General features: G+C 69.0%; 13 protein-coding genes. 8 read left to right on the top strand and 5 right to left on the bottom strand.

Annotation, left to right across the window (positions count from 1 at the left end):
- Positions 1-204 precede the first annotated feature (204 nt).
- The 7 genes from ABIA33_RS03145 (at position 205) to ABIA33_RS03115 (ending at position 8,418) form a co-directional block, all read left to right on the top strand.
- Entirely contained in the window at positions 205-1,131 is a 927-nt protein-coding gene (locus tag ABIA33_RS03145) for an N-acetylglucosamine kinase (RefSeq protein WP_370076646.1), read from the top strand.
- On the top strand, positions 1,128-2,468 hold the full coding sequence (locus tag ABIA33_RS03140; RefSeq protein WP_370076644.1) for an extracellular solute-binding protein: 1,341 nt from the start codon (positions 1,128-1,130) through the stop codon (positions 2,466-2,468). Before ABIA33_RS03145 ends, ABIA33_RS03140 begins: the two co-directional genes overlap by 4 nt.
- Positions 2,469-2,470: 2 nt before the next feature.
- On the top strand, positions 2,471-3,424 hold the full coding sequence (locus ABIA33_RS03135) for a carbohydrate ABC transporter permease (RefSeq protein ID WP_370076642.1): 954 nt from the start codon (positions 2,471-2,473) through the stop codon (positions 3,422-3,424).
- Positions 3,421-4,266 (top strand): carbohydrate ABC transporter permease, encoded by an 846-nt coding sequence (locus tag ABIA33_RS03130; RefSeq protein WP_370076640.1) that lies wholly within the window; start codon positions 3,421-3,423, stop codon positions 4,264-4,266. The genes ABIA33_RS03135 and ABIA33_RS03130 overlap by 4 nt, the downstream gene beginning before the upstream one ends.
- 117 nt (positions 4,267-4,383) lie before the next feature.
- A complete protein-coding gene (locus tag ABIA33_RS03125; RefSeq protein WP_370076638.1) occupies positions 4,384-5,844 on the top strand; it encodes an aldehyde dehydrogenase family protein in 1,461 nt (486 codons plus the stop codon).
- 26 nt (positions 5,845-5,870) lie between these two features.
- Positions 5,871-7,844, top strand: coding sequence for a primary-amine oxidase (locus ABIA33_RS03120; RefSeq protein ID WP_370076636.1), 1,974 nt, complete (start codon positions 5,871-5,873; stop codon positions 7,842-7,844).
- A 58-nt stretch (positions 7,845-7,902) separates the two neighbouring features.
- The gene (locus ABIA33_RS03115) at positions 7,903-8,418 is read left to right on the top strand and encodes a hypothetical protein (RefSeq protein WP_370076634.1); all 516 of its coding nucleotides are present in this window, start codon (positions 7,903-7,905) and stop codon (positions 8,416-8,418) included.
- Positions 8,419-8,466: 48 nt separating this feature from the next.
- Here the strand turns inward: ABIA33_RS03115 and ABIA33_RS03110 are convergent, their stop codons facing one another.
- The gene (locus tag ABIA33_RS03110) at positions 8,467-10,749 is read right to left on the bottom strand and encodes a ricin-type beta-trefoil lectin domain protein (protein ID WP_370076632.1); all 2,283 of its coding nucleotides are present in this window, start codon (positions 10,747-10,749) and stop codon (positions 8,467-8,469) included.
- A gap of 338 nt (positions 10,750-11,087) precedes the next feature.
- On the opposite strand from ABIA33_RS03110, the gene ABIA33_RS03105 reads away from it, so the two are divergent.
- On the top strand, positions 11,088-11,387 hold the full coding sequence (locus ABIA33_RS03105; RefSeq protein ID WP_370076630.1) for a hypothetical protein: 300 nt from the start codon (positions 11,088-11,090) through the stop codon (positions 11,385-11,387).
- Between the two features lie 21 nt (positions 11,388-11,408).
- Here ABIA33_RS03105 and ABIA33_RS03100 read toward each other — a convergent pair whose 3' ends face one another.
- The 4 genes from ABIA33_RS03100 to ABIA33_RS03085 are packed head-to-tail and all read right to left on the bottom strand — an operon-like array spanning position 11,409 to position 15,784.
- Positions 11,409-12,323 carry a carbohydrate ABC transporter permease gene (locus ABIA33_RS03100; protein WP_370076628.1) on the bottom strand — a complete coding sequence of 305 codons (915 nt, stop codon included), beginning with the start codon at positions 12,321-12,323 and terminating at the stop codon, positions 11,409-11,411.
- On the bottom strand, positions 12,320-13,246 hold the full coding sequence (locus ABIA33_RS03095) for a carbohydrate ABC transporter permease (protein WP_370076626.1): 927 nt from the start codon (positions 13,244-13,246) through the stop codon (positions 12,320-12,322). The genes ABIA33_RS03100 and ABIA33_RS03095 overlap by 4 nt, the downstream gene beginning before the upstream one ends.
- The gene (locus ABIA33_RS03090; protein WP_370076623.1) at positions 13,243-14,628 is read right to left on the bottom strand and encodes an ABC transporter substrate-binding protein; all 1,386 of its coding nucleotides are present in this window, start codon (positions 14,626-14,628) and stop codon (positions 13,243-13,245) included. Before ABIA33_RS03090 ends, ABIA33_RS03095 begins: the two co-directional genes overlap by 4 nt.
- A gap of 55 nt (positions 14,629-14,683) precedes the next feature.
- On the bottom strand, positions 14,684-15,784 hold the full coding sequence (locus ABIA33_RS03085) for an enolase C-terminal domain-like protein (protein ID WP_370076621.1): 1,101 nt from the start codon (positions 15,782-15,784) through the stop codon (positions 14,684-14,686).
- Positions 15,785-15,821: the final 37 nt, after the last annotated feature.

Below are 15,821 nucleotides of genomic sequence, written 5' to 3'. Positions count from 1 at the left end.
AGAGGGGCGGGCATCCAGTCCGGCCAGCGCGCAGGAGCAAGAGTATCCCCTCTTGAGCTGCATTGACCACGGAATGACAATCCGTGAAGCCTGTCTGGCCGAAGAAGTGTCGACATGCTCCTGTGCCGACGCATAGCAACTGAGAGTTCGGTGAAAGATCTTATGTTGCCTCTAGCAGCCCAGGGAGCGCCCGCCCGCGCGGAGGTGGTAGGCATCGATATCGGCGGCACAAAGACCCATCTCGCGATCGGGTACCCGGAAGCCGTCCACGACGAGAGGACCGTCCCCACCTCGTCCTGGCGCACCCGCTCGCCGCAGCAGGACGCGGCGGCACTGGCCCACCAGGTGCGCGACTGCTTCGGCGAGCAAGCCCTGAGCCTGCCGCTCGCGGTGGGTGCGCACGGCTGCGACTCCACCGCCCAGTGCCGGGCCATGGAGCAGGAGCTGGCGGCGCATCTCTCCGGCCCGGTCAGGGTGGTCAACGACGCGGAGCTGATGCCCTGGTCGATGGGCGTGTCCGCGGGCATCGGCGTGGTCTCCGGTACGGGAGCGATCGCGGTCGCCCGCGACCCCGCGGGAAACCTGGTGACCTCCGGAGGCTGGGGCTGGCTGCTCGGCGACGAGGGCGGCGCCTCGGGTATCGTCCGCGAGGCGACCCGCGCCGTGCTGGCCGAACTGGACGCCGACCGACCCCGGGACCCGCTCGTCGTTCGCCTGCTGGCGAGTCTCGGTGCGGGCGACGGAGCCGAGCTGGCGATGGCGCTGACGCTGTCGAACTCCGCGGACTCCTGGGGCAGCCACGCCGGCGAGGTGTTCGCCGCCGCCGACGAGGGCTCACCGGTCGCCCTGCGGGTGATCGACGAGGCGGCGGTGCACCTGGCATCGCTGGTCCAGCGGTTGCTCGAGCGCGGCATCGCCGCCGACCAGGTGGTCGCCGGAGGAGCGGTCATCCAGGCCCAGCCGCGCCTGCGGACGCGATTCGTCGACCTGCTCGCGGAACGGCTCCCCGAGGTCACCGTGTCCGTCCTGGACCGACCGCCGGTCATGGGCGCGCTCGCCCTGGCAGCGGCGCCCGCCCACTCCAACCCCGTCTCCACCATCGCGATCACCCTTTCGGAGGCCCGCTCATGAACGCTCCCCTGACCAGTCCCCTGACCAGTTCCCTCGAAGGTCCCGGCTTCCCCTCCCGCCGCCGCTTCCTGGTCGGCGGCCTGGCCGCCGGCGCCACCACTGTGCTGGCGGCCTGCAGCGTGACCGGCGTCGCCGCGCCCAAGGGCAGCTCCGGCAAGGGCACCGGCGTGGTCAACGTGCTGTTCATGCAGCAGGCCGGCTACAGCACCAAGGACATCGACGCGATGACGGCCGGCTTCGTCAAGCAGAACCCCGACATCAAGATCGTCCCTGCTTTCGTGGCCTACGAGGCGCTGCACGACAAGACCGTCACCGCCGCCGCGGCCGGCACCTACGACGTGGTGCTGATCGACGTGATCTGGCCGGCCGAGTTCGGCAGCAAGTCCATCGTCGCCGACGTGACCTCCCGCTACCCCGCGTCCTGGCAGCAGTCCATGCTCGGCGGCGCGCTGCTCACCGCCGAGTACGACCACAAGTTCTACGGCGTGCCCTGGGGCATGGACACCAAATTCTTCTACTACAACGAGGCGCTGCTCACCAAGGCTCACGTCGACCCGGCTTCGCTGGAGACCTGGACCGGGGTACTCGACGCCGCCCGCGCTCTCAAGCGCACCGGCACCGTGCAGTACCCGCTCGCCTGGAGTTGGTCCCAGGCCGAGGCGATCATGTGCGACTACACCCAGCTGGTCGGAGCTTTCGGCGGCAGCTTCCTGGACGCTTCCGGCAAGCTGGCCATCAACCAGGGCGGCGCCGTCGAGGCCCTGGACTGGATGCGGAAGACCATCGTCGACGGCCTCAGCAACCCCGCCTCCACCACCTTCCTGGAGCAGGACGTGGAGAAGACCATGAACAACGGCCAGGCGGCCATGGGCCTGAACTGGACCTACTACCTGGGCTCGTCCAACACCCCGGCCAACTCCAAGGTCGTCGGGCAGATCCACGTGGCACAGACCCCGGCCGGCCCCACCGGCAAGCGCCCCGGCGTCAACGGCGCGATGGCGCTGTCCGTCTCGGCCGGCAGCAAGAACCAGGACGCCGCCTGGAAGTACATCGAGTGGCTCACCGCCGAAGCCCAGGTCGACCCCTTCGCCATGGACACTCTGCCGGTCTGGCGGTCCTCCTTCAGCACCCCCTCGGTGACCGCCAACGCCCCCGCGACCTTCGCCGCCGCCGCCAAGCAACTGGACGACATGATCGTGCGCCCGCAGGTGGTCAACTACAACGCCATCTCGAAGATCATCCAGGTCGAGCTTCAGAACGCCCTGCTCGGCCGGAAGACCTCGCAGAAGGCGCTGGACGACGCAGTCGCGTCCGCGGCCCCGCTGATGGCGAGCTGACCGTGACCCTCGTTCAGCAGGACCGCACGGGCAGGACGCAGGACGCCCCGGCGCGTCCCGGCAGACTCCGAAGGCCTGCCTCGCAGGGACGGCTCGCAGCGCTGCTGCTGCTTCCTGCGGCCGTCGTGGTGTTCGGCATCATCCTGTACCCGATCGCCCGTACCATCCTGATCTCCTTCTTCGACGTCAACAGCGCGGTGGCGACCACCACGCCGTTCGCCGGGGTGCGCAACTACACGGAGATCTTCACCAGCGCCGACTTCTGGGCCTCGATGGGACGGACCGTCTACTTCACGGTCGCCTCCACCACCCTGGAACTCGCCCTGGGCCTCGGCCTGGCCCTGCTGATGGACCAGAAGCTGAGGATGCGCTGGCTGTTCCGCGCCATCGTGGTGCTGCCCTGGGCGCTGCCGACCGTCGTCAACGGCGCGATGTGGCGCGGCGTCCTCAACGCCCAGTACGGCTCCCTCAACGCCCTGCTGACCCAACTGCATCTTATTACCGCCTACCACTCCTGGCTCGGCACCCCGACCAGCGCGCTCAACATGCTGGTGCTCGCCGACGTCTGGAAGACCACCCCCCTGGTGGCGTTCTTCCTGCTCACCGGACTCCAGTCGATACCCAGGGAGATCTACGAGAGCGCCCGTGTGGACGGCGCCGGATCGCTGCGCGCGTTCTGGTCGATCACCGCACCACTGCTGATCCCCAGCGTCTCGGTGGTCCTGGTGCTGCGCACCATCGACGCCTTCAAGGTCTTCGACCTCGTCTACGTCCTCACCGGTGGCGGACCCGCCAACGGCACCCAGACGATCGCCTACTACACCTACGTCCAGGCCTTCTCGGACCAGCGGTTCGGCTTCGGCTCCGCACTGGCGAACGTGATCGTGGTCTGCATCCTGCTGCTCTGCGCGGTCTATCTGCGCGCACTGCGGCGCAACGAGATGAGCCTGATGTGAAAGCCAGCAAGCGCTTCCAGTTCTTCATCCACGCCGCCGCGGTGGTGGTTTCGCTGGTCATCCTGGCGCCCTTCCTCTGGATGGTCACCGCCAGCGTCACGCCCCCCGGAGCTCTGACCGCCCGTCCCTACCACTGGATTCCGCAGCACCTGGACTTCAGCCGCTACACCCAGATCCTCCACGGCCACGGCCAGGACGTCGCGGGCGCGTTCAGGAACTCGGTGGTCAACTCGACCATCGTCGCCACCGGAACGGTGGTGCTCTCGATGGCGGTCGGGCTCTTCGGCGCCTACGCCTTCGCCATGCTCCGGTTCCGGTTCCGCCGGGCCACCATGATGGTGTTCCTGGCCACCTACATGCTGCCGCCGATCGCGCTGCTGGTGCCGCTGTACCTCACCATGAGCGCGCTCGGGCTGCTGGACACCGACCTCGGCCTGATCATCATCTACTGCTCCTACGTCACGCCGTTCGTGCTGTGGATCCTGAGCAACTACTTCGTCACCATCCCGGCCGAGTTGGAGGAGGCGGCCCGAGTGGACGGCTGCTCCAGGATGGGTGCGCTGTTCCGGGTCATCCTGCCGGCCGCCCGGCCCGGGCTGTTCGCGACCATCATGTTCGCCTTCATCCTGGCCTGGGACGAGTTCCTCTACGCCCTGATCTTCACCTCGACCGGCGCCAAGACCATCCCGGTGGCGATCGCGGACTTCACCGGCCGCTACAGCACCGACTTCGGCCTGGTGGCGGCGGGCGGCCTGATCGCCTCCGTGCCGCCGGTGCTGCTCGCCATCGCCTTCCAGCGCTTCGTCGTCGGCGGACTCTCCGCCGGCGCCGTCAAGGGGTGACCGCTGCGGGCCACAGGATCACTCGGCCCGCAGCCACCCGTCAGTCCCAGCACATGCAGGGCATTCCGCGCTCCCCCGGCCACTCCAGCGGGAAAGCGCTTACCTCAGGAGCCGAGTATGGAACAGCATGACCACCCCTGGTCCGGCACCATCTTCGTCGACGGGAGCTTCCGGAAGCCCGAGGGCGGCGGGCTGCTCGACATCCGCGACAAGTCCAGCGACGAGGTGCTCGCCACCGCCGGCAGCGCCTCGATCGCCGACGTGGACACGGCCGTCGCCTCGGCCGTCACCGCCCAGCGCGACTGGGCCGCGCGCAGCTACGCCGAGCGCGCGGCGGTCCTGCGCAGCGTCGCAGCGGTACTCGAACGCTCCACCGGGATCCGCGAGCTGATCATGCGTGAGACCGGCAGCATCGGCGGCAAGGCGGACTACGAGATCGCCGCAGCGGTCAGCGAGCTGACCGAAGCGGCCGCGCTCGCGTCCCGGCCGGTGGGGGAAGTGCTGCAGACCAGCCACGCCGGCCGCCTCTCGCTCTGCGAGCGCCTCCCGGTCGGCCTGGTCGCGGCGATCACCCCGTGGAACTTCCCACTGGTACTCGGCATGCGGGTGATCGCCCCGGCGCTGGCCTTGGGCAATGCCGTGCTGCTCAAGCCCTCCCCGGAGACCCCCGGCTGCGGCGGGCTCGCCATCGCCGAACTGTTCGCACAGGCCGGAGCGCCGCGGGGCATCCTCCAGGTGCTGCCCGGCGGCGAGGAGGTAGGACGCCGACTCGTCGAGCACCCGGACATTGCCATGGTCCACTTCACCGGCTCGACCACGGTCGGACGTGAGATCGCCCGCGCCACCGGTTCGCTGCTCAAGAAGACCTCGCTGGAACTCGGCGGCAACAACGCCCTGGTGATCCTGGACGACGCGGACGTGGACCAGGCCGCCATGATCGGGGCCTGGTCCAGCTTCCACTACCAGGGCCAGACCTGCATCAGCGCCGGACGGCACATCGTCGACCGTGCAGTGGCCGACGCCTACATCCGCAACCTCACCGACCGGGCGGCGGCCATCACCGTCGGCGACCCGTTCCGGCAGCAGACCGGGCTCGGCCCGATCATCAACGACGCCCAACTCGCCCGGGCCCGCCGACTGCTGGGCGACGCGGTCGCGGGCGGGGCCCGGGTCCTCACCGGCGGGAGCAACGACGGCCGGTTCTTCCGCCCCACCGTCGTAGTGGACGTGGACCCGGCGTCCGCACTGTGGACGGAGGAGATCTTCGCCCCCATCGCGCCGATCGGCATCGTCGACGGCGTCGACGAAGCCGTCGCGCTCGCCAACGACACCCGCTACGGGCTGGTCAGCTCCGTTCTCGGCGCGGACGTGCACCGCGCCGGGGAGGTCGCCCGGCGGCTCGACTGCGCCATGGTCCACGTCAACGACGCCACCCCGCAGGACGAGGCGCTCGCCCCGTTCGGCGGGATCGGCGACTCGGGCCTCGGTGGCCGGGCCGGCGGCGACGCCAACCTGGAGGAGTTCACCGAGCTCCGGTGGCGCACCCTCTCCAGCAGCCCGGTGCACTACCCCTACTGACCGCCGCACCGAGAAGGAGACCGGACATGACGGATCTCAGGAGACATGTCGTGAACACCCCCTCAGGAGTCTTTGACCTCGCAGCGCGCCATCCGCTCGACCCGGTCAGCGCCGAGGAGTTCGGCGCCGGCCGCTCCATCCTCGCCGAGCACGGAGCGCTGGGTCCGAACACCCGGTTCGCCTACTTCGGGCTGGAGGAGCAGCCGAAGGACGCCGTCCTCGCCCACAAGGCGGGTGACCCCGCGCAACGCTCACTGCGCGCCCTGCTGATCGACGCGGTCACCGGCGAGTCCGCCGACGTGGTGGTCTCGCTCGGCGACGGCAGCATCACCTCGAACCGGCCGATCGACCCCGCCGTCGACGGCCAGGTACCCATCCTTGAGCAGGACTTCGTCCGGGCGGAGGAGGTCGTGCACGCCGACGAGGGCTGGCGCGCGGCGATGGCCCGGCGCGGTCTCACCGACGTCACCAAGATCCGGGCCTGCCCGCTGACGGCCGGGTCCTACGGTCTCGAGGGCGAGCACGGGCGGCGCATCGTCCGGGTGCTGGCCTTCCTGCAGACCGACGACCAGGACCTCGCCTGGGCGCATCCGGTGGACGGCGTGGCCGCGTATGTGGACCTGCTGGAAGGGCGCGTGCTCAAGCTCGTCGACGAACTCGACCTGGCGGTGCCCGCGCAGTCCGGCAACTACGACCTCCCCGAGATCAGCGGCCCGCCCCGGACCGGCCTCAAGCCGATCGAGATCACCCAGCCCGAAGGGCCCAGCTTCACCCTCGACGGCAACACGCTGGAGTGGCAGAACTGGTCCCTGCGCGTCGGCTTTGACTCCCGCGAGGGACTGACCCTGCACCAGATCGGCTACGACCAGGACGGCCGACGCCGCCCGATCGTCTACCGCGCCTCCGTACCGGAGATGGTGGTGCCCTACGGCGACCCGGGCCCCACCCGCTACTGGCAGAACTACTTCGACAGCGGCGAGTACCTGATCGGCCGTCTCGCCAACTCCCTTGAGCTGGGCTGCGACTGCCTCGGCGAGATCCGCTACCTCGACGCCGTCGTGGCCGACGACCACGGGCAGCCACGTAGCATCCGCAATGCGATCTGCATCCACGAGGAGGACGTCGGAATCCTCTGGAAGCACACCGACATCTTCAGCGGTTCGGCGCAGACCCGCCGCCAGCGCCGCCTGGTGATCTCCTTCTTCTCCACCGTCGGCAACTACGACTACGGCTTCTACTGGTACTTCTACCTCGACGGCACCATCGAGTTGGAGGTCAAGCTGACGGGCATCCTGTTCACCTCCGCCTACCGGGGCGGGGACTGGCCCTACGCGACCGAGGTGGCACCCGGCCTGGGAGCGCCCGGCCACCAGCACCTGTTCAGTGCCCGCCTGGACATGATGGTCGACGGCACCGGCAACACCGTCGAGGAGATCGACGTGCACGGGCTCCCCGTCGGCCCCGACAACCCGCACGGCAACGCGCTGACTCGAACCATCACCCCGCTGCGGCGTGAGTCGGAGGCAGGTCGCCTCAACGCACCGGAACGTGCACGAGTCTGGCGGGTCGTCAACCCCTCGGTCGCCAACAGCCTGGGCCAGCCGGTGGGCTTCACCCTGTTCCCCCAGCCCAACCCCACGCTGCTCGCCCACCCGGAGTCCTCACTCCACGGCCGCGCCGGGTTCGCCACCAGGAACCTCTGGGTGACGAGGTACGACCCGGCGCACCGCTACCCGGCGGGCGACCTGGTCAACCAGCACCCGGGCGGTGCGGGCATCCCCGAGTTCACCGCCGAGGACCGTGACCTCGTCGACACCGACCTGGTGCTCTGGCACACCTTCGGGCCCACGCACTTCCCGCGGCCCGAGGACTGGCCGGTGATGCCCGTGGACCGCTGCGGTTTCACCCTCAAGCCCTCGGGCTTCTTCGACCGCAACCCAACCCTCGACGTGCCGGCCCCGGCCAACAGGCACTGCCACACCGACCCCGCAGGCCACTGAGCGGCACCGCGCTCACGGTCACCGACAGCACCGGCCGACGCCCGTCAGGAGAGGCACCATGCATCTGCTGACAGCGTCGGTCGGTGTGGCCGGTGCCTTGCTCTGTCTGGCAGTTCACCTGCCGGGGCGGCTCCGCTGCTGGGGACCGCACGCAATCGCGCTGGCAGTGATGCTGTTGATGCTCCTGGGCGGCCCCACCGCGGCCGTACTGCTCGGGGCCGCCGCCCTGGCGGGGGCGGCAGCGTGGACAACGCTCGCCGCCCCGCCTCACGGCCGCCGGGCCGCCGCCGCCGTGGACCTCGCCGCGATGGCCCTCGTCTCCGCGTGCACCGCCCTGCCCGCCAACGCTCTGTCCCTTCGACCGATGCCGGGCATGCCGATGCCGCCCCACCCCCTCGGCCCGGGCTTCGCCCTCCTTCTCATCGCCTGTTGGGCAGCGACCCGCTCCTCGCTCCGTCTCGCCCCCCTTCTCGGTCGCATCCCCCCTCCCGCGTCCGCGCGGACAGCCGGGACCCTGCTCCGGGACCTGGGGAGCGCCGCGATGATCACCAGCATGGCCGCGATGCTCGTCTGAGGCAGCGTCCAGACCCGAGAGGACGGCCCGACCGAGGCGGCAGTGACGCTAGTTGGGCAGGTTCCACTGCTGGTTGGCGCCGTCTCCGCAGGACCAGATCTGCAGCCGGGTGCCGTTGGCGGAGCTGATGCCGGTGGCGTCCAGGCACTTGCTGGAGCCGGCGTTGACGAGTTCGCCGTTGCTCTGGTGGGTCCACTGCTGGGTGGTGGTGCCGTTGCAGTCGTACAGCTGCACGGTGGAGCCGTTGGCGGTGCCCCCTGCCGTGACGTCCATGCACTTGCCGAGCGCCTGCAGCGAGCCGTTGGACCCGACGGTCCAGGTCTGCGCAGCGGTGCCGTTGCAGTCGTACAGTTGGACGGCGGTGCCGTTGCTGCTGTTCGCCCCCGCGATGTCGACGCACTTACCGCCGTAGCCGGTGATCGCGCCGGTGGGTGTGGTCGGCGGCGGGGGCGTACTGCTGCCGCTGCCGGGTCCCGGGCCCGCCGGCGGAAGTCCGACCGGCGTGGGGAAGGCGGTCAGGACCGGCGTGCTGGTCCAGCCGGTGTTGCCGCCGCCCAGGTTGAAGGCGAAGGTGCCCGCGGTGTTGTTGGGGTAGCCGTAGTCGTAACTCCCGGCGATTCCTATGCTGGAGGCTGACAGGCTGCTGACCGAGGCCGACCCGGTGGTCTCGGCCTGGAAGACGGTGGTCCCGGTCCAACCGACCGTGTTGTTGCTGAGGCTCAGGCCGGTCACCGCATGGCCCCGGCCGCTGCCGTCCACCATCTCGAAGGCGCTGTAAGGGCTGTCCTGGACGCTGTTGCCGCTGACGTTGACCGCGACGTTCGTGATGGCCGAGTCGTAGGCGTCAAAGCGCATGGCCCCAGTCGCGTGGCCCCAGTTGGGGTTGAGCGCCCCGGTTCGGATCAGGGTGTTGCCGGACACCGTGACGGTTCCGGACAGGGGCGTGAACGGGGTGAGGAACTGCTGGTTGGACACAGCGATTCCGCTGCCGAGGGCGTTGGTGTCGGCTACCACGTTGTTGGTGACGGAGTTGTTCGAGCCGCCGTAGACAGCGATGCCGTTGGCGAGAGTGGGCTGGACGACGGTGTTGCCGCTGAGCGTGATGCCGGTGTCGGCGGCGGGGTAGGACCACAGGGCCAGGCCGTCATCACCGGTATTGCGCAGGAAGTTGTTCCTGACCGTGTCGTTGCCGGCGTTGCCGTTGAAGTTCAGGCCGTCCGCGTCCGTGGACAGGATGACGCTGTTCTCCACCGTCAGTCCGTAGTTGCCGTACCGGAGCCAGAACCCGACGTTGGTGTCCTGGATCCAGAGCCCGTTGACCGTCGACCCGGTACCCAGGGATCCGTTGACGGCGTTGGCGCTGCTGTCGTCATGGCGGCCCACGGTGGAGCCGAGGATCGCGAAGCCGCTCAGATTGACCGGACCCGGGACCGTGGCGGGGTTGTTGATGAACTCGTTGGACCTGATCTGGGAGTACCAACTGCCGGCGCCCTCGATGGTGGCCTTGTTCATCTGCAGGGCGGAGGTGATCCGGAAGGTGCCCGCTGGGATCCAGACGGGGACGTTCGCAGCCGCGGCGGCGGCGATGGCCGTGCGAAACGCGTTGGTGGAGTCGCCGCTGCCGGAGGGGTCCGCGCCGTCGCTGACGACCGAGACGGATCCGGCGGGCTGGCTGACGGGTGCGGGCACGTCGTAGAAGTCGGCGACGTCGATCGTGTACGGCCGCGCGTTGTCAGCCGCGTCGACCTGGAACCTCACCGTTGAGCCGGCGGCCAGTGTGGAGGGCAGTTTCAGGCGTGCGTCGTCGTAGAACTTGTGGGTCTTGCTGCCCGCGATGCCGCTGGTGCTGATGTAGCTGTAAGCGGAGGTGAGCGGGAGCTCACTGCTGAGCTTGGTGCCGTTGACGTAGACCGAGAGGGTGCCGGAGGTCCCTTGTGGCAACGCGTAGTGAAGGTCCACGGCATTGGCCGGCGCGGTGAGTGTGAACTGCACGTACCGGCCCTGCGTGGTGAGCTGGACGGCTTGTCGTCCTGAGGCTTCGGTGGCCAGGTCGCCCTGGACGTAGTCCGGGCCGATCACCGTGCCGTTGGTGGTCGCCTGCTGCCCCTCGGCCTCGTACTCGGTCAGGCCCGGCAGTGCGGCCCCGGCACGGGTTGCCGCGCCGGCCGCGAACGGCGTCAGCGCGCTGGGAGCCAGTGCGGCTGAGGCCTGGTGCGCCGGCGCCGTGAGGAACACGCCGAGCATGGCTGCAGCCACAGCCGTGGCGCCCGCCAGTATCCGCGCTCGCCGGGTCTGCGGTAGCAGGGCGTGCTTCAAGCGGTGGTGCGCCATCGGTTGCGCCCTTCCTGAGAGGGACGTGGGGTGTCCCGGCACGCTGTGTGGGGGCGGAGATGCCGCCGAGCCGGCGTCAGTTGACTACTGACTGACGGCCCATCATCAGATGGACTTCGTTCAAGTCTTGATTGAACTCAAATCGCGTGATCACGTCAATGGTCTGGTCCACTAGCCTGGCGTCGATCGCCGTCAAGGCACAAGAAATGGCAGGTCAGAACGCATGTAAAGAACTCGTGCAGGAAACTGAGGTAGGTGCATGACCGCGACCTCGGCTGGGAGGGCTCCCAAGCGCGGGCGAGGGCAACCAGATCGCCAAGACCGCCGAGACCCAGGCCATGACCCCGGTCGGGTCCGGGCTGCTGGCCCTGGACGAGGACGGCACCGCCAGTTCCGCCGACTACTACCTGCGCCTGACCAACGACGGCGGCCGGATGCTCAAGGGCCAGATCGCCCTAACCGCCACCCGCCCCACCCAGCCCGTCGCCTCCGGCGGAGGGACGACGCTCGCGGTGGTCACCTTCTGTTCGCAGGCCGACAGCAAGTACGTCACCGCGGAGAGCGCGGGCGCGCAGCCACTGATCGCCAACCGCACCGCGATCGGCCTCTGGGAGCAGTTCACCCTCATCACCGACTGACGACGGCGCGGGGTGGTCACCTCACTCCTTGGTCGCGCCGGCGAGCATGCCGGAGACGAGCGTGCGCTGGGAGAACAGGAACAGGACCAGCACCGGCAGGATGGCGATGATGATGGCCAGCGCCAGCTCCGGGACGGTGATGTTCAGGCCCGCGCCGGCGACGGGGTTGAACGACGGCGTGGAGGACAGCAGTTGGTTCAGTCCGACCTGGATGGGGAACTCGTTGCTGTCGGGCAGCACCAGGTAGGGCAGGAAGAAGTTGTTCCAGTTGCCGACGAAGCTGAAGAAGGCGACCAGTCCGATGACGGGCTTGGCCAGCGGCAGGGCGATATGCGTGAAGATCTGCCATTCCGAGCAGCCGTCGATCCGGGCGGCCGCCAGTATCTCCCGAGGAAGACTGGTCGCGAAGTAGATGTAGACCAGGTAGACGCCGAACGGGTAGAACGAGAACGGCAGGATGATCGACCACACCGTGCCGATCAGGTGGAACTTGTTGAGTTCCAGGAAGATCGGCAGGACCAGGGTCGCCGACGGCATGATCATGGTCACCAGGGTGACCATGAGCAGCGTCTTGCGGCCGCGGAACTTCGTCAGGGCCAGGGCGTAACCGGCCGGCACGCTGGTGGCGAGCGTCAGCAGCAGCGAAGCACCGGAGTAGACGGCGGAGTTCTTCAGCCACACCAGCAGCGCGCCGTTCTGGAACGAGGTGAGGTGCTTCCACGCGGCGCCGATCTGGCTGAAGGAGCCGAACGACAGCGGCGGGTCGCTGACGATCTGTCCCGCGGTCTTCGACGGGGCCAGCAGCAGCCAGATCACCGGCAGGACGAAGAAGACCAGCAGCAGGCCCAGCAGGAGGACGACGACGGCCGTCGAGAGCACGCGCCCGGGCGCTCCGGGCCGCCTCGCCGTAGGTGAGTCGAAGGTAATGCCTGTCATGTCTCATCCACCTTGAACATGTCCGAGCGCCTCACCAGCAGGCCCGCTCCGATGAGGCCGAGGGCCAGCAGGAAGACCGAGATCGCGGCGGCGCCGTTGAAGTCGCCCTGCTGGAAGGCGAAGACGTAGGCCAGCTGGTTGGGGGACCAGGTCGGGGTGACCCGGCCCAGGCTCGCCGTCTGCAGCAGTTGCGGTTCGACGAAGAGCTGCGTGCCGGCGGCGAAGGCGAGGATCGCCATATAGGCGATCCATTGCCGGATCATCGGGATCTGGATGTGCCAGGCGGTCTTCCACGGCCCGGCCCCGTCCATCCGGGCGGCCTCGAGGACCTCGTCGGGGATGTTGTTCAAGGCCCCGTACATCACCACGATCCAGCCGCCGGCCCCGGTCCAGAAGGCGATCAGGACGAAGATCACCGGCAGGTTGCCGGGCGTCAGCACCGCGGCGAAGCTGTGGAATCCGAGCGAGTCCAGCAGCCAGGAGACCGGGCTGACGGCCGGGTCGAGCATGAACAGCCACACCAGCACACTGGCGACACCGGCCAGCGCGCCGGGGATGTAGAAGAGGAAGCGGAAGAGGGCCGAGAGACCCGGCCGCATCCTGCCCCGGAGCACCACGGCCACCAGGACGGTCAGGCCCACCAGCACGACCAGCCACATGGCCAGGTAGAGCAGCATGTCGGTGAAGGCGGGGACGAACCGGTAGTCCTGGGCCACCTTGACGAACTGGTTGATGCCGGTGAACTGGCCCCGGTCATTGGTCAGCGAGAGGTAGAACGCGTACACCGTGGGGAAGACGCCGAAGGCGAGCAGCAGGACCGCGTAGCCTCCGACGAAGAAGTAGCCCGCAAGGCCGCCCCGCCGCCGCGGAACACCGCGGCGGCGGGCGGTTGCTGTGACGCGCCGGGATTCCAGCAACGTCATTGGGTGGTCACCTTGTATCCCACGGACTTCGCCTCGTCGGCGATGGCCGTCTGCCAGGCGGGCAGGGTCGCGGTCAGGGTCTTGCCCGAGGTCAGCGCCGGCAGCACGATGCTGGACCAGGCGGTGGCGTCGTTGAACTTGGTGTTGGACCAGCCGGTCCAGACTTCGTTGGCAGCCTGCTTGAAGGCACTGCTCACGTCGGTGGCGAAGTACTTCTTGTTGTCGGGGTTCGCCAGCCATGCGTCGGCCGCCGGCCCGTACGCCGGGTAGGTCGGGGCCGTCGCCTGGTTGGCGTCGGACGTGGTCAGCCAGGTGGCCAGGGCGGTGGACGCCTTCAGGTTGGTGCTGTGCGAGGAGACCATCCACACGCCGCCGCCGACGTTGCCGGTGGCCGCGGTGGTCTCACCGTTCCAGGTCAGCGGCGCGGCCGCGGCGATCTGCCCGGCGGGGGTCTTGAACGCCGAGTTGAACAGGTACTGGCCGTACCAGGAGGGCCCGTTGGCCATCAGCACCTTGCTGCCGCTGTCCTTGGCGAAGCCCTGGCTGAAGAAGCCCTGGGTGCTGACGGACTTGGCGGCGATGAGCGTGTCGAGCAGGTTGGCCATCCGGGTGCAGTTGGGGCTGGACAGGTTGGTGCGCAGGGTGTCCGGCGTGACCAGGTCGAAGGCCGGGCACTGGCTGGACCAGAAGTACGACTCCTGCGAGTTGGTGTCGCCGACCGAGCCGACCAGGTAGCCGGGGTGGTCCTTGGCCACCTTCTGGCCGAGGGCCTGGTACTGCTCCCAGGTGGTGGGCACGGTGTAGCCGAACTGCTCCATCAGCGTCTTGTTGTACCAGAGCACCACCTGCGCGATGTCGTTGCGCAGGCAGTAGGTGTGGCCGTTGTACTGGCACGGGGAGAGCGAGCCCTTGGCGAAGTTGTCCAGGGTGCTCTGCGGAACCAGGCTCTGGTCCAGCGGCGCGGCGAACGCGGTCGCGCCGGGCTTGGTCGGCGCGGAGGCCCAGGTGACGTCGGTCGGCGTGCCGAAGACGACGTCGGGCCAGCCGCTCCCGGTGCGGTCGAAGAGCTGGATCTTCGTCTGGAGGTACGTCGATCCGTCGGCGCCGCCGTCGTAGGTGACGATGTTCAGCTTCACGTCGGGGTGCGACTTCTGGTAGGCCTGCACCGCCGGGAGCCGGGTCGAGTCGGCCCAGACGGTGACCGTCGACGCCGGGTCCTGGGTGACCGGCTTGAAGCCGGCGGCCGACGACGCCGAGGCGGTCGTCGGGGTGGCGCTGGCGCACCCGGCGAGGGCGGTGAGCGCGGAGACCGCCAGTACGGCGATGGAGCCACGGACCGCGGTCCGGCGGGAGCCGGCTCTCAGGAAGCTCGGGGTTCTCATGGTGGTGGTGCCTTTCTCGTTCTCAGGCTCTGTCCGGGTGGGGGGTGGGCCTGCGTCAGTTCGCGGATGCCTCGACGAACTGCTGCAGTTCCTTGCCGTAGTCGTTCTCACGCGGCAGCGCGATACCGGGGCCGACCGGTGCGTGCACCAGACCCTGGTCGTCGACATGCCGCTCCCGGGTGACGGTGGTGGAGGTCACCAGGGACTCGTAGTAGGTCGTGTTGGAGATCGCCATGCAGAGGTGGTGGTTGGGGATGTCCGAACCGTGCACCTCGGCGCGCAGGCGGTAGGCGTCGGCGAGGTGCGCGGTGCGCATAGCGCCGGTGATGCCGCCGCGGAGCGTGGTGCCCACGCGCACACCGAAGGTCGCGGCCCCCATCGCGATGAAGTCGGCGGAGTTCATGTGCGCACCGTCCGAGGTCTCGGCGACCAGGAGCGGCACGGAGACCGATTCCGCGAGCCGCTTGTAGGCGGTGATGCTGAACTCGCGCATCGGCTCCTCGTACCAGAGGTAGTCCGCCTCGGACACGGCCCGCCCCAGGTAGACGGCGTCCGGCAGGTCGAAGCCGGCCGAGCCGTCGTACATCAGGGGCACGTCGGGGCCCACGTGTTCGCGCAGGGCGACGCACAGGTCGGCGTCCCGGCGGGCGTCGCCCCAGGCGTGGAGCTTGATGCCCCGGTAGCCCAGGGCCAGGCACTGGTCGGCGACGTCGAGGAACTCCTCGGTGGTCGTGAAGGTGGAGGTGGAGGCGTAGGCGGGTATGGCCTCGCGGAATCCGCCCAGGACCTGCCAGACCGGCTGGCCGCTGACGCGTCCGGCCAGATCCCACAGGGCGATGTCGATCAGGCCCAGGGCCGGGAGCGGGAGTTCCTGGATGCGGTCGAGCTCCCACACCCGGTCCCAGAGCCATTCGCGCTGGAACGGGTCCTGTCCGACCAGTTCCTCGCGGAAGACCCGTTCCACCAGGTCCTCGAGCATCACGGCGGCTCCCGGCCGGGCGAACAGCGCCACGCCCTCGGCGCCCTCGTCGGTTCCGATCCGCAGGACCGCACCGTCCCCCACCGCTGGGCTGCCGCCCAATCCGTTCCGCCACTGGAAGGGGGGATTCGCTGCGGGGACGCCGATCCGGTGGGCTTCGACATGAGTGATCTTCATGCTGGCTTTCTGTTCGTCGGGCAGGGCACTGACGATG

Source organism: Streptacidiphilus sp. MAP12-16, assembly GCF_041262165.1.
GTDB lineage: Bacteria > Actinomycetota > Actinomycetes > Streptomycetales > Streptomycetaceae > Streptacidiphilus.
Note: the sequence above shows the minus strand (reverse complement) of the source record. Positions and strands in the feature narration are given on the sequence as shown.

Coding starts and splice junctions, on each gene's coding strand:
- ABIA33_RS03140 (WP_370076644.1), top strand. CDS start 1,128: ATGAACGCTCCCCTGACCAGTCCCCTGACCAGTTCCCTCGAAGGTCCC.
- ABIA33_RS03125 (WP_370076638.1), top strand. CDS start 4,384: ATGGAACAGCATGACCACCCCTGGTCCGGCACCATCTTCGTCGACGGG.
- ABIA33_RS03120 (WP_370076636.1), top strand. CDS start 5,871: ATGACGGATCTCAGGAGACATGTCGTGAACACCCCCTCAGGAGTCTTT.
- ABIA33_RS03115 (WP_370076634.1), top strand. CDS start 7,903: ATGCATCTGCTGACAGCGTCGGTCGGTGTGGCCGGTGCCTTGCTCTGT.
- ABIA33_RS03110 (WP_370076632.1), bottom strand. CDS start 10,749: ATGGCGCACCACCGCTTGAAGCACGCCCTGCTACCGCAGACCCGGCGA.
- ABIA33_RS03105 (WP_370076630.1), top strand. CDS start 11,088: ATGACCCCGGTCGGGTCCGGGCTGCTGGCCCTGGACGAGGACGGCACC.
- ABIA33_RS03100 (WP_370076628.1), bottom strand. CDS start 12,323: ATGACAGGCATTACCTTCGACTCACCTACGGCGAGGCGGCCCGGAGCG.
- ABIA33_RS03095 (WP_370076626.1), bottom strand. CDS start 13,246: ATGACGTTGCTGGAATCCCGGCGCGTCACAGCAACCGCCCGCCGCCGC.
- ABIA33_RS03090 (WP_370076623.1), bottom strand. CDS start 14,628: ATGAGAACCCCGAGCTTCCTGAGAGCCGGCTCCCGCCGGACCGCGGTC.
- ABIA33_RS03085 (WP_370076621.1), bottom strand. CDS start 15,784: ATGAAGATCACTCATGTCGAAGCCCACCGGATCGGCGTCCCCGCAGCG.